We start from the raw sequence: 13,565 nt of genomic DNA on the forward strand, positions 1-13,565 counted from the left end.
TAGGGCAGACCATTAGTTATTGTCTCTGTTGATAGAGGTGTCACTGGAGTATAAAAACCGCACCTCAGCAGTATCAATGGTATAAAAATGAATCACTTGGTCTATCTGAAAGATGAGGGCGTCAACGCCGTCTCCCCCGAATTCGCCCGCCGTTTTGCCACCGTCAAAGCCCACTTTTTCTCACGCAACCCCGACCTCTGGCCGGTGTTTCGCGAGCCCGGCTTTGCCACCCTCAACGAGTTTCGCGCCCGCGGACTGGCGCCGGATGCGCGGCTCAATGCCTGGCCCGATGGTCGCGCCCGCCTGGCGGATCTCTGCGAAACCATGCCGGTGCCAGCCACCATGCGCACGCCGGGGGAGCCCATGGCGGAGCTGCTGTTTGCCGGCGCCCTGTCAAAGGATTGGGAGAACCCCTCCAGCGTCGAGAACGTCATCACCATGTCGGCGGATCCCGCCATCTATGGCGCCCAGATGGGCATTCTGGCCAATCCCAACCTGGTCTACTCCGAATACGCTGGGGTTGCCGAGGAGCTGGAAAAGAAAGTGGTGCGCCAGATAGCGCTGCTGGCGGGTTATGACCCGGCTCGCGCCACCGGCATCTTCACCCAGGGGGGGACGTTTTGTAACCTCTACGGCTACCTGCTCGGCATCCGCAAGAGCCTGCCACAGGCCAAGCACAAGGGGCTAGGCCACTATCAGGATTACCGCATCATCAACTCCCAGGGCGGTCACTACTCCAACATCACCAACCTCTCCCTGCTCGGGGTGGACATCGAGAACAAGACCATCCGCATCCAGGTCGGCGAGAACAACGACATCGATCTCGACCACCTCGAACGTACCCTGACCGCCTGCTTCGCCCTTCATCACGTGGTGCCCACCATCATGCTCACCATGGGCACCACCGACACCTTCGGGGTGGATAGGGTCAAACCCGTGGTCGAGCTGCGGGACAGGCTGTGCGAGCGGTTCGAGGTGGCGGTCAGGCCCCACATCCACGTCGACGCCGCCATCGGCTGGTCGATGATCTTCTTCCTGGATTACGACTTTGCCGCCAACCCGCTCGCCATCAACGCCGCGACGCTCGCGGGGATCGAGCGCAACGTGAGCCGTTTCGCCGAGCTCAGATACGCCGACTCCTTCACCGTCGACTTCCAGAAGTGGGGCTATGTGCCCTACACCTCCAGCCTGGTGATGATAAAAGAGCAGAGCGATCTCAAGGCGATGGAGAACGATCCGGAGAACTTCTCCTACTTTGAGCGGGACATCCAGGGTCAGACCCACCTGCAATCCACCATCGAGTGCTCCCGGGGGGCGAGCGGCCTGTTCGGTGCCTATGCGGCCCTCAACTACCTGGGGGTGGAGGGGTATCGCACCGTGCTGGCCCACTGCCTGCAAAACGCCAACTACTTCCGCTTCCGGTTAAGCCAGCTCGGCAACGTCAAGCTGGTGGCCCAGGAGAATCAGGGGCCCAGTGTCGGCTTCAAGATCTACAACCCCGAGTGGGTGCAGGACCCGGAAGCCGAATTCGCCTTCGAGCTGGCCCGCAGCCCGGATGCGGCCTACAAGGCGCGGCTGGCACGCAACACCGACTACCACCGCAGCCTATTCAAGGGACGCGGCAAGGTGGGGCTCTACACCAACTGGGTGGAGGCGGTGGCGCACTCGGAATACGACGAGCGTGGCAAGTATTCCTATATCGCCGGGGAGAAGGCGGTTTTCATGAACCCCGCCTGCACCCGCGAGCAGATCGACGCCTTTATCGCGCATATTCGTGGCTGAAGAGCCGCATCTTGTGATGTCATAAATAAAAACGGCGGGATAATCCCGCCGTTTTTATGGCTCAAGGCAGTGGTTACCGTTTCTGGATGGCGGTCACGGTGAGCTTGCCGGCCGGGTTTTCGGCGTGAAAGCGCACCGCATCCCCCACTTTCAGATCCTTGAGCAGTGTGGGATCGGCCACCCGAAACACCATGGTCATCGCCGGCATCTTGAGGTTCGCGATGGCCTCGTGCTTGATGCCGACCTTGCCGCTGGCCGCGTCGATGCGGCTGATGACCCCCTGGGTCATCGCCATCTCGCCCATCTCGTTCATGCCTTCCATCTGGCTCATCTGGCCCATGTCGTGGCCCTGATGGTTCATCATCTCCTCGGCCTGCAGGCCGGTGTGGGTAGCGAGGCCCAGCAGCAATGTCAGGGTCAGCGTCTTGTAGTTCATGGTGTTTTCCTTCAATCGTTCAGTCGAAAAGGGTTGGGAAATCGGGTCATTCGGATTGTTGATAAGCAGGCAGGCTGCGGCTGCGCCACAGGTAGTAGGCGGCGGGCAGTACCAGCAGGGTCAGCACCAGCGCCGTCACCATGCCGCCGATCATGGGGGCGGCGATGCGCTGCATCACCTCGGAGCCGGTGCCATGGCTCCACATGATGGGCAGCAGGCCAGCGATGATGGTGACCACCGTCATCATCTTGGGGCGCAGGCGCAGGGCGGCGCCGTGGATCACCGCCCGGTGCAACCCCGCCTTGTCCGGCTTGCCGCTGGCCACGAGGTCATCCCAGGCGTGGTTGAGGTAGACCAGCATCAGGACGCCGGTCTCCACCGCCACCCCCGCCAGGGCGATAAAGCCCACCCCGACCGCCACCGAGAGGTTGAAGTCGAGCAGCCAGAGGGTCCAGATCCCGCCCACCACCGCCAGCGGCAAGGTGGTGAGAATGAGCAGCACCTCCTGGAAGCGGCGAAACGCCAGATAGAGCAGCAGCACGATGATGGCGACGGTCAATGGCACCACGTAGGCGAGGCGTGCCTTGGCCCGCTCCATGTACTCGTACTGCCCGGACCAGGTGAGGGCGTAGCCCGCCGGCAGCACCAGCTGTTTGTCCACCTCGGCCTTGGCCTCATCGACGAAGGAGCCGATATCGCGGCCGCGAATATCGACGTAGACCCAGCCGTTGAGGCGCGCGTTTTCACTGCGCAGCATGGGCGCCTCGTCGCTGATGTAGACCCGCGCCACGTCCGCCAGGGCGATCCGCTCACCCTTGGGGGTGACCAGGGGCAGCAGTTCGAGGCTGGCCACCGAATCGCGATAGCTCTGGGGATAGCGCAGGTTGATGGGATAACGCTCGCGCCCCTCGATGGTCTGACCCACCTCCATGCCGCCCACCGCGGTGGCGAGCACCGCCTGCACGTCAGCGATATTGAGGCCGTAACGGGCCGCTTTCAGCCGGTCGATGTCCACCTTCACATAGCGGCCGCCCGCTACCCGCTCGGCGTAGACCGATGAGGCGCCCTCCACCTTGCCGACGATCTGTTCCAGCTGCTGGCCGAGCTGCTGGATCACCTTGAGATCGGGCCCCGCAATCTTGATGCCCACCGGGGTCTTGATGCCGGTGGCCAGCATGTCGATGCGGGTCTTGATGGGGGGCACCCAGGCGTTGGTGAGACCGGGGAAGCGGATGAGGGAGTCGAGCTCTTCTTTGAGCTTTTCCGGGGTCATGCCGGGGCGCCATTGGTCGCGTGGCTTGAGCTGGATGCTGGTCTCCATCATCACCAGGTCGGCGGGGTCGGTGGCCGATTCGGCGCGCCCCGCCTTGCCGAACACGTTCTGCACCTCGGGCACGGTGCGAATGAGCTTGTCGGTCTGCTGTAAAATCTCTCGCGCCTTGCCCACCGAGATATTTGCTGCTGTGGTGGGCATATACATGATGTCCCCCTCATCGAGCGGCGGAATAAACTCGGAACCCAGGTACTTGAGCGGCCAGAAGCCCGCCACCGTCACCACGGCGGCGATGGCCAGGGTGGTTTTCGGGCGGGCCAGGACGGCCTTGAGCAAAGGCACATAGCCCTGGCTCAGCCAGCGGTTGAGCGGGTTGGCCTGCTCCGCCAGCACCTTGCCGCGGATGAAGTAGCCCATGATCACCGGCACCAGGGTGATGGCGAGCCCGGCCGCGGCCGCCATGGCGTAGGTCTTGGTGTAGGCGAGGGGGTGGAACATCCGCCCCTCCTGCGCCTCCAGCGCAAACACCGGCAGGAAGCTGATGGTGATGATCAGCAGGGAGAAGAAGATGGCGGGGCCCACCTCTATGCTCGCCTCGGTGATGATGCGCCAGCGGTTCTTGTCGGTGAGCGTCTCCCGCTCCATATGCTTGTGGACGTTCTCGATCATCACGATGGCGCCATCCACCATGGCGCCGATGGCGATGGCGATGCCGCCGAGGGACATGATGTTGGCGTTGATCCCCTGCAGGTGCATCACGATAAAGGCGGTCAGGATGGCGATGGGCAAGGAGATGACCACCACCAGGGATGAGCGAAGGTGGAACAGGAAGCCGAGGCAGACCAGCACCACCACCGCGAACTCCTCCACCAGCTTGCCGGAGAGGTTGTCGATGGCGCGCTGGATAAGGTCGGAGCGATCGTAGACTGTGACCACCTCCACCCCCTCCGGCAGACTGCTTTTCAGCTGGGCGAGTCGCGCCTTGACCCCGTCGATGGTGTGCTGGGCATTCTCGCCGTAACGCATGACGATGATGCCGCCCACCACTTCCCCTTCGCCGTTGAGCTCGGCCAGACCGCGCCGGCTCTGGGGCCCGGTGACCACATCCGCTACGTCGCCCAGCAGCAGCGGGGCACCGCGCACAGTGGTACCGAGGGGTATCTGTTTTAAGTCCTCCACGCTTTTCAGATAGCCATTCGAGCGCACCATGTACTCCGCTTCCGCCATCTCGATGACGGAGGCGCCGGTCTCCTGGTTGCCCTGCTTGATGGCGGTCTCGATAAGGGAGAGCGGAATGCCGTAGGCGCGCAGCTTGTCCGGGTCGACCCGCACCTGATACTGGCGCACCATGCCGCCCACGGTGGCGACTTCGGAGACCCCCTCCACCGTCTGCAACTCGTACTTGAGGAACCAGTTTTGCAGCGAGGTGAGCTCGCTCAGGTCATACTTGCCGGTTCTGTCCACCAGCGCGTACTGATAGACCCAGCCCACCCCGGTGGCATCGGGGCCGAGCTGGGGGCGGGCGGAGGCGGGCAGGTTGGGTGCGACCTGGCTCAAATACTCCAGCACCCGGGCGCGGGCCCAGTAGAGGTCGGTGCTGTCGTCAAACAGCACATAGACGAAGGAGTCACCGAAGAAGGAGTAGCCGCGCACCGTGGTCGCCCCCGGCACCGCCAGCATGGCGGTGGTGAGCGGGTAGGTCACCTGATCCTCCACCACCTGAGGCGCCTGGCCCGGGTAGGCCGTCTTGATGATCACCTGCACGTCGGAGAGATCCGGCAGGGCGTCCACCGGAGTCTGCTTCACCGACCAGAGTCCCCAGGCGGTGAGCATGAGGGTCAATAGCAGCACCAGAAAGCGGTTGCCGATGGACCAGCGAATGATTGACGGGATCATGATTGGGCTCCTTGCTCATTGGGTGCAGAGAGCTGAGCCTGTTTGTTGGCAACGTAGCGAATGATGGCAGGGATCATGACTTCTTCTCCATCTCGGGCATCGCCATCTGATGCTGGCTATGGTCCATGCCTTCCATCTTGCCCATCTCATCTGCCACAGGCTTGGCGTCGCCGTCAGTAGCGGGTGACTTCTCCTGATGGATAGTGGTGATGCGGTACTCATCACCCTCCTGCATCACTTGCAGATGGAGGGTCTGCCCCTCGGCCAGCTTGCTGATATCGACCCCATCTGCCACGGTGAACTCCATCTCCATGGCGGGCCACTGCCACTCGGGGATGGGCTGGTGGGAGACCATCAGGGTACGGTTGGCCAGATCGATGCTTTCAACCTCCCCCTGGGTCCACACCTGGGCGGGGCGTACCGCCGTCATGCGCTGGAAGTCAGAATCGATGGCCGATTCCGAGTCGAGCAGGAACTGGGCCGAGCTGACGATGTTATCCCCAGCCTCTACCCCTGCCTTGATGGCCACCTTGTCGCCAAACTGGGGGCCCAGAGTGACGGCGACCGACTTGAAGTTGCCATCCCCCAGCGCCAGCACCAGCCGGTCCTGGCTGCCGGTGCGGATCACCGCTTCGCTCGGCACCACCAATTGCGGCTCTCCCTTGCCCGCCTGAATGGTCACCTTGGCGAACATATTGGGTTTCAGGAACTCGTCCGGGTTGGCAAAGCGCAGCCGTACCTTGAGAGTACGGGTGGTGGCATCCAGAGTCGGGTAGAGGTAATCGACCCGGCCCTGCCAGTGGCGGCCGGGGGCATAGTCGAGGGTCATGGTGACCGGATCGCCTACCTTCAGCTGGGCCGCCTGACGCTCGAACACCTCGGCACTCACCCACACCTGCTTGAGGGTACTGATGTTAAAGAGCGCCGCGGCGGGCTCCACATACTGGCCTTCGCGTACCTTCAGCTCGGAGACATAGCCGCTGCTGGGGGCATAGATGCGCACCGTCTCCTGCACCTGACGGGTGCGTTTGAGGGCCGCTATCTGATCCGCCGGTACCTGCAGGGACTTGAGCTTGCCTTCGGCGGCGCGCAGCAACAGAGGGTTGCTGGTGTTGAGGGCGAGCAGATACTCGTGCTGGGCGTTGACCAGATCCGGGGCATAGAGCTCGTAGATAAGGCTTCCCTTGCTCACCTGCTGTCCCTCGCTCTTGATGGCGAGGGTGCGGACCCAGCCCGCCATGCGGGCGTTGACCGCCTCCAGCCTGTCCTCGTCATAGCCGACGTAGCCCACCGTCTCGATCTGCTGGTGGATGGGGAGCTTCTCCACCTTGGCGAGCCGCACCCCAAGATTCTGCTGGATCTCGGGGCTGATGGTGACTGTGCCCGGTGAGCCGCCCTGTTTTTCCTCATAGACGGGGATAAAGTCCATCCCCATGTTGTCCTTGGCTGGGCCGTCGCGCTTGTCGCGGGGATCCATGGGGTTGACCCAGTAGAGCGGCGTCTTCTCTTTGGCGGCGGGGCCTGCACCGGTCTGTTTGGCGGCCCAGTAGCCGCCACCGGCGCCGAGGGCGAGCAGCAGGGCGGACATCAACAGCGTCTTGTTCATGACAAGCCTCCGACGCACAGGAGGCGAAGGGGGGACTGGCACGGCCGCGTGCAGGCAGACCGGATAACGGGGGTGGATGACATGATATCTCTTCTCTTCTGTCAGGCCGCCTGTGTGGTGGTGTGCGCGGGCAGGGCATCACCACGAGGCGGCAAACGGGGCGCAGCTGTGTCAGTGCGCACGGCTCCCTGCGAGCGGGCCGGCTTGGCCGGGGCACAGGGTCAGGCAAGGCGGCAGAAAACGGGCAAGCCGAGGCTTGTTGCTGCCGCGAGAGAAGCGCTTTCTAGTGGCGCAGCACCGACAGCATCAGGTGTCGGCGCGGCCAGGAGGGAGGGTGGGTGCCGCGGGATCGCAGGAAGGGATCCCGCAACCAGTTGTCCAGCAGGGGGGCGAGGCGCCACGAAGGGAGCAACAGCAGGGGAAGCAGCAGTGACAGCAGCAGGCCGAGCAGGGGTGGCGCACTGGTGGCGCCGAAGACGCCGCTCTGCATCTGGCACTCCTCCCCGGGCGGGGCCGCCTCACTCTGGGGGCCGCCGTGGCAGGAGAGGGAGGCTGTATCGGTCTGGTGCATGGCGGAGTGCTGCACAGGCTCGCTCTGGTGCAGTCCATGAGACAAGGGGGACTGCGCCGGAGCCAGGATGGATGCGGATGCGTCACTTGGCAGGGCGGTGGCCGCCCCATGCCAGCCGATGCACAGGGTGAGATTGCAGACGAGCATCAGCCCCAGCAACAGCCGGGCGATGAACGTGGTGGGCAATCTCGATGAGAGCATGGGTGGTTTCCCTGTGACGGATGGGCCGAATCTAAACCTTGCCGAAAGGAGAAGGTCAAGGCCTGGCAAGCGCCGTCTGCCTGGGAATTGACATGGATTAAAAAAGGGCGGGGCAGTGAACAGAAAAAGCCCCCGCATGGGCGGGGGCCGGGGTTTTTGGCGAGGGCTAGCCTGACGAGGGGATCAGGCGAAGCAGGTCCAGATGGGGGCGTGATCCGAGGGCTTGTCGATGCCGCGCAGCTCGTAGTCGATGCCGGTCTCGGTCACTTTGTCCTTGAGGGCGTCGGAGGCCATGATGAGGTCGATGCGCAGGCCCCGGTTCTCGTCAAAGCCCCTGGAGCGGTAGTCGAACCAGGAGAAGCGCTCGCACTCGGTGGGGTTGGCGGCGCGGAAGGTGTCGGTGAGGCCGAACCCCTTGAGCCGCTCCATCCATTCACGCTCGATGGGCAGGAAGGAGCACTTGCCATCCCGCAGCCAGCGCTTGCGGTTCGCCTCGCCGATGCCGATGTCGAGATCCGTGGGGGAGATGTTCATATCCCCGATCAGCGCTATCTGGTCGTCCGGAGTGTGGTGGGTCTCGAGGTAGTGCTGCAGGTCTTCATAGAACTTCTGCTTGGCCGGGAACTTGGTCTCGTGATCCTGGCTCTCCCCCTGGGGGAAGTAGCCGTTCATCACCTTGATGACGGAGCCGTCTTCCCGCTTGAAGCTGGCCATGATCATGCGGCGCTGGGCATCTTCCGGATCGGTGGGGAAACCCTTTTGCACCTCGATGGGAGCCTGCTTGCTCATGATGGCGACCCCGTAGTGCCCCTTCTGGCCGTGGAAGACCACGTGGTAGCCCATGGCCTCCACGTCCGCGACCGGGAAGGCTTCGTCGTGCACCTTGATCTCCTGCAGGCCGATCACGTCCGGCTGGTGCTTGTCGATAAGGGCTTGCAACTGATGAAGACGGGCGCGCAGGCCATTGATATTGAAAGAGATGATCTTCATGTTCGGGGTGCTCATGTCGTTTTTGTTCGTCGCTTATTGGACTAGGAATCCGCGATGGATGCAAGTTCGGGGGCTGTGACTGGCGCAGCGGCTCGGGAATCTGTTCACGATCTGTCGCGTGAGGCTGTCAGCAAGGTGACGCGCAGCAGAGGAACCTGAGTGCATGGGAGCGCCTGGCGACACACAAGCGAGCAGCACATGAGCCTTGGAAGCGGCTTCCCAGCAAGATCGTGGACAGGTTTCTAGCGGGTCATCTTCTTGACAAACACCACCACGAACAGTGCCAGCGTGAAGCTGCCGGTAAAGGCTTCGAAGGCGGCGAAGATCCGCGACAGCCCCACCGGGGTGAAGTCCCCATACCCCAGCGTGGTGAAGGTCACCACGCTGTAGTAGAGGCACTCCATCAGGAAGATGGCGTTCTGCTCCAGAGGAGCGTCCGGGCGATAGATGAGGTGGGTGCCCGCGAAGTTGAGGCCGCAGAAGAAGTAAAAAATGCTGCAGATGACGATGAGCAGCAGGGAGAAGAGCACCACCCGCATGGGGGCCTCGCCGTAGCCGCAGAAGAGATCCACTATCCAGGAGGCGAAGCGGCGGTAGGACCAGAACGGCATCTGCAGGCGGCGCATGGTGAGCTCCTGCTGGATGTAGCGACCGGACATGGTGAAGATGCCCTGGGCCTCCGAGGCCTTGCGCAGATCCCGGTAGGTCTCCTCCGCCTCCTTGAACCAGACGCGGGCCTGCGCCGGGTCCCGCTCGCGGCGCCCCTTTCTGTCCTGCATCAGCCGCTTGCCCGTCTCCAGGTTGTCCAGGCGGGTGTTCTTCCAGCGGATGCCGAGCAGGTTGACGTCGTCGAGGGTGGCGCAGTGGAGGTTCGCTTCGCTCAGATCGGCCTTCATCAGGCTGCCGCCCTTGATGCGAATGCCGTAGAGATGGGCACCTCGCAGGTTGGCGCGATAGAGGTTGCACTGCTCCAGCAAGAATCCCTCCGGACCCTGCCTGTTCACCAGGTTGAGATCCGCCAGCTCGGCGCGGGCCAGTTGCAGGCCGTGGCACAGGCCCCCCTGGCGCACATAGCGCTCCAGCGCCTCGGCGGTATCAGGGGTGTTGTGGGCCGCAGCGGGGTCGTGCCAGCGGCAGAGATCATGATCCCCTGCCTCTTCGGTGCAGTGGCGGCCATCGGCCACCAGGTATCGGCACATTGCCATGGTGTTGCCCCTCCCTTCCCTGAGTCAGTATCAGCATAGGTGAGGGGAGGAGGGGGGATATCAGCTGTGCTGATGATATTCCTGGCGCAGCTTGCGAAAACGTTCCTGCTGGGCGGGGTTGAGGGGGATGCCCTCCAGCACCTCCAGGGTCTCCTTGCACTCGGCGCCAAACTCCGGGCTCTTGCGGTTCTTCTGCATGAGTTGCAGCAGCACCTGGATCTTGTTGAGGGCGGCGCCGGTATTGGCGGGCGCCCGGCGCAGGGCCTCGCGAAAGTGGCCGAGGGCCTGCTCCAGCTCCCCGGCCTGATAGGCCTTGATGCCCAGATCGTTGAGCTGCTGATAGCGCTGGCGCCGCTCCTGCACCGTCTTGTCATCCCGGGTCACCTGGATGCAGGTGGTGAGCAGCCGATCCTCATCCTCCGCCAGCAGGGATTGCAGGCTCTCGGCGTACTCGAACTCCCCGAGCTGATAGAGGGCGAGTATGGTCTCGCCAAGGAGGGCCGGAGGCATGGTGGCGGGCTCGTCCAGCCAGTTCTGGTTGGCGCGATAGAGCATCTTCTTGCCCTTGAGCAGCTCCCCCAGGGCGATGCGCACCCGGGCCTGGCAGATCTGCTCGAACACCGGGTAGTTGAACTCCGACATCATCAGGGAGTCGCGGATGCGCGACAGGGCGGAGTTCACCTGCTTTTGCAGGTTGGCGATGTGGTAGCCGTCGTTGCTGTTGAGGGCGTACAAGGTGAGGGTCTGGATATAGGCCCCGAGATAATGCGGCGTGCGGTGGATCGAGTTGCGCGACAAGTCGATGAGGGCGAGCAGCACGTCCTTGGCCTGGGCGTAGTCGTGCCGTTGCAGGCACACCTCCGCCAGACGGCGGGAGAGCTGCACCGACTGGGGAGAGATGTCCACCGCCCGGCGCAGCTCCTGCTGGGCTTGCTCGTCATTGCCCAGCGCCAGCAGAGACTCCGCGAGCCAGAGGTAGGCCTCCACCATCAGGGGGGTGTGTTTCAGGGTGGCTTGCAGGTGGCTCACCGCCTCCTCGTGCAGACCCAGGGTATGGCACGCCTTGCCCAGGGTGAGGCGAGCCCAGCTGTTCTCCTGCCCCGCCAGCAGCTGGCGCATCAGGCTGCGAGCCTCCTTGGCCTGGCCCAGCTTGAGCTGGGTGTCGGCCTGCAGGCAGCGGCAGAAGTTGGCAAAGCGGGGCACCGCGTCCGCCTGTTTGGCACAGGCCTCCACCAGGGCGGGCAGATCGTCCCGGGTGAGGGCGCTGAAGACGCTCTCCAGCGCCTGGCGCCGGGCGAGGGCGCGTTTGAGGCGAAACGAGAACTGCTCCTGGGAGAAGGGCTTCATCAGGTATTCGTCGGGCTCGGCTTCCAGCGCGCTCAGCACCATGGCGCGGGAGCCGTCGCTGCTGACCATGATCACCACGCTCTGGGGCGGAATGAGTTGCTGATCCCGCAGGCTTTCCAGCAACTGGCGGCCGTTCTCGCCCGCCCCCAGCTCATAGTCGAGCAGATAGATGTCGAAGCTCTCTTTCTGGCAGCGGCGGCGCGCCTCGTCGGCGGAGTTGGTGTAGGTGATGCGGTTGATGCCGATGTTGATCAGCATTGCCTTCATCATCATCTGGAAGGAACGCTGTTCGTTGACCAGCAGGATGCGCTTGGGCTTGGGCTGGGGTTTCTTCTCGGGTACGGAGTCCGGTGTCTGCATCTGTCTGGCATCAAGGCGCTACGGGCTGGTGGGAGAAGTGTGCCACCAAAGTCCGCAGGCAGGCAATTGCACATGGGGAGGCCCCTCGGTTTTTCCCGCAGACCTTGGGTGAAAAAAAGGGTGTCTTGCCTTTGATCCCGGTCAAGGGAAGGCGAGTTGGCACTGGCAGGCGACGTCCCGGTTTTTAGACTTGAAGAGCGTCAGCATGCGGGAGGCGGCAGGGGGCAGGGTGCCCGTCTGCTCCCTTGCCCGCTCACAAGGAGGGATCAGATGAGTTTGCTACCGAGTCGCACCAGCCTGTTTGATGATCTGTTCCACGACATGGCCTCCGGCTTCTACATCCGCCCCCTGCACGGGGACCCGTTGCCCGGCCAGATCAAGCTGGATCTGCGGGAGAGCGGGGATGACTACCTGCTGCAGGCGGAATTGCCCGGAGTGGCGAAGGAGGACATCCACGTGGACGTGCACGGCAAGCTGGTGACCCTGAAGGCGGAGATCCGCCAGTTTGACAGCCAGAACAAGGATGAACGGGCCCTGCGCAGCGAGCGCTACTATGGCAGCGTGTCGCGCTGCGTCGAGCTGCCGGTGGAGGTGTCGCCAGAGCAGGTGAGCGCCCGCTTTGACAACGGCATCCTCACCCTGCGCCTGCCCAAGCAGGCGGCCAGCCCCGCGCCCCACCGCATCCCCATCGAATAGGCGGTCAGTGAACGAGGCCCCGCACTGCGGGGCCTCGTCATTCAGGGCTGCTTGCGCACCAGATAGGGGGCAAACTCGGGGGTGTGGCTGGCGGCAAAGCCCGTGGCGGTCTTCTCGATGAGATAGACCGCCAGCTTGTGCTCCCTGGCAAAGGCCATCGCCTGCTCGGGGCCCATCACCATGAGGGCGGTGTCGAGGGCATCGGCCTCCAGGGCCGTGGGGGTGATGACGGTGGCGGAGACCAGCTTGTGGGTCACGGGCTCGCCGGTGGCGGGATCGATGATGTGGGAGTAGCGCTTGCCGTCGAGCTCGTAATAGTTGCGATAGCTGCCGGCGGTGCTCACCGCCATGCCGTTCGGGGTCACCACGTCCTCGATGGCGCCCGGTCTGTCCGAGGGCTCGACGATGGCCACCCGCCAGGGATTGCCCTTGTCGTTGTGCCCCTTGCTGCGCACCGCCCCCGCCACCTCGATGAGGTAGTTGTGGACCCCTTTTTGTTCCAGCAGCCCGGCTATCTCGTCGGAGGCCGCCCCCTCGCCCAGGGTGGAGAGATCCAGATAGAGGTCTGGGATGGCCTTGCCGAGCAGGAAGTGATCCCCCTCGGGGGTCAGGGTGAGCTTGTCGATGCCGACCCGCTCCCGCGCCTTGGCGATCTGCTCTGCGCTGGGCCGCCTGACCGGGCGCTTGTCCGGCCCGAACCCCCACAGATTGACCAGGGGGCCCACGGTGACATCGAGAACCCCCCGGGTGAGGTGCCCGGCGTCAATGCCCTGTTGCACAATCTTCGCCATGGTGGCCGGGATGACCTGGGGGGGCTGCCCCGTTCCCTGATTGAAGCGGGAGATGAGGGAGCCCGGATCATAGGTGGAGATCTCCTTGTTCAGGCGTGCCAGCAGCGCCTCCACCTCCTGTTGCAGCGCCCCCTGTCCGCCGGGAAAGGGGTCGCTCAGGGTCACCGCATAATAGGTGCCCATGGTGTTGCCCTGGATGCGGGTCTGGGTCGGGGCCGGCTGGCAGGCGCCAAGCAGCAGGATCAGGGAGAGCAGCAGGGTGCGCGCCAGCGCAGGCGCAAAGGGGAACTTCATCTCTCATTCTCGCGGGAGTCATCGACGGGGGAGCAGCTTAGCCAACGGCTGCGGTGTTGGCGAGTGGCCGTGGGCGGGAAGGCCGCAAATAATTAAGCCGGAGGGGAATTTGATCAA

General features: G+C 63.6%; 10 protein-coding genes. 2 read left to right on the forward strand and 8 right to left on the reverse strand.

Going from position 1 to position 13,565, the window contains the following annotated elements; genetic code table 11:
* Window positions 1-87: 87 nt before the first annotated feature.
* Window positions 88-1,782, forward strand: coding sequence for a pyridoxal-dependent decarboxylase (locus ACB037_RS05975; protein ID WP_323909303.1), 1,695 nt, complete (start codon window positions 88-90; stop codon window positions 1,780-1,782).
* 73 nt (window positions 1,783-1,855) lie between these two features.
* On the opposite strand, the gene ACB037_RS05980 is transcribed toward ACB037_RS05975, so the two are convergent.
* The 7 genes from ACB037_RS05980 to ACB037_RS06010 all read right to left on the reverse strand — a co-directional run bounded on the left by ACB037_RS05980 (window position 1,856) and on the right by ACB037_RS06010 (window position 11,667).
* Window positions 1,856-2,218 (reverse strand): copper-binding protein, encoded by a 363-nt coding sequence (locus tag ACB037_RS05980; protein ID WP_202016733.1) that lies wholly within the window; start codon window positions 2,216-2,218, stop codon window positions 1,856-1,858.
* A 46-nt stretch (window positions 2,219-2,264) separates the two neighbouring features.
* Entirely contained in the window at window positions 2,265-5,387 is a 3,123-nt protein-coding gene (locus ACB037_RS05985; RefSeq protein ID WP_371175031.1) for an efflux RND transporter permease subunit, read from the reverse strand.
* Between the two features lie 73 nt (window positions 5,388-5,460).
* Window positions 5,461-6,993, reverse strand: a complete 1,533-nt coding sequence (locus tag ACB037_RS05990; protein WP_182951599.1) for an efflux RND transporter periplasmic adaptor subunit — start codon at window positions 6,991-6,993, stop codon at window positions 5,461-5,463.
* 283 nt (window positions 6,994-7,276) lie between these two features.
* Window positions 7,277-7,765, reverse strand: coding sequence for a hypothetical protein (locus ACB037_RS05995; protein WP_371175032.1), 489 nt, complete (start codon window positions 7,763-7,765; stop codon window positions 7,277-7,279).
* A 183-nt stretch (window positions 7,766-7,948) separates the two neighbouring features.
* Window positions 7,949-8,755, reverse strand: coding sequence for an exodeoxyribonuclease III (xthA, locus tag ACB037_RS06000; RefSeq protein ID WP_010673667.1), 807 nt, complete (start codon window positions 8,753-8,755; stop codon window positions 7,949-7,951).
* Window positions 8,756-8,997: 242 nt separating this feature from the next.
* On the reverse strand, window positions 8,998-9,960 hold the full coding sequence (locus ACB037_RS06005; RefSeq protein ID WP_029314056.1) for an ion channel: 963 nt from the start codon (window positions 9,958-9,960) through the stop codon (window positions 8,998-9,000).
* Window positions 9,961-10,020: 60 nt separating this feature from the next.
* Entirely contained in the window at window positions 10,021-11,667 is a 1,647-nt protein-coding gene (locus tag ACB037_RS06010; protein WP_042014219.1) for a response regulator, read from the reverse strand.
* Between the two features lie 270 nt (window positions 11,668-11,937).
* On the opposite strand from ACB037_RS06010, the gene ACB037_RS06015 reads away from it, so the two are divergent.
* Window positions 11,938-12,363 carry an Hsp20/alpha crystallin family protein gene (locus ACB037_RS06015; protein WP_371175033.1) on the forward strand — a complete coding sequence of 142 codons (426 nt, stop codon included), beginning with the start codon at window positions 11,938-11,940 and terminating at the stop codon, window positions 12,361-12,363.
* 41 nt (window positions 12,364-12,404) lie between these two features.
* On the opposite strand, the gene ACB037_RS06020 is transcribed toward ACB037_RS06015, so the two are convergent.
* Window positions 12,405-13,448, reverse strand: a complete 1,044-nt coding sequence (locus tag ACB037_RS06020) for an FAD:protein FMN transferase (protein ID WP_371175034.1) — start codon at window positions 13,446-13,448, stop codon at window positions 12,405-12,407.
* Between the last annotated feature and the right edge of the window lie 117 nt (window positions 13,449-13,565).

Origin of the sequence: Aeromonas sp. S19(2024) (assembly GCF_041402625.1) — a bacterium.
Lineage (GTDB): Bacteria > Pseudomonadota > Gammaproteobacteria > Enterobacterales > Aeromonadaceae > Aeromonas > Aeromonas caviae.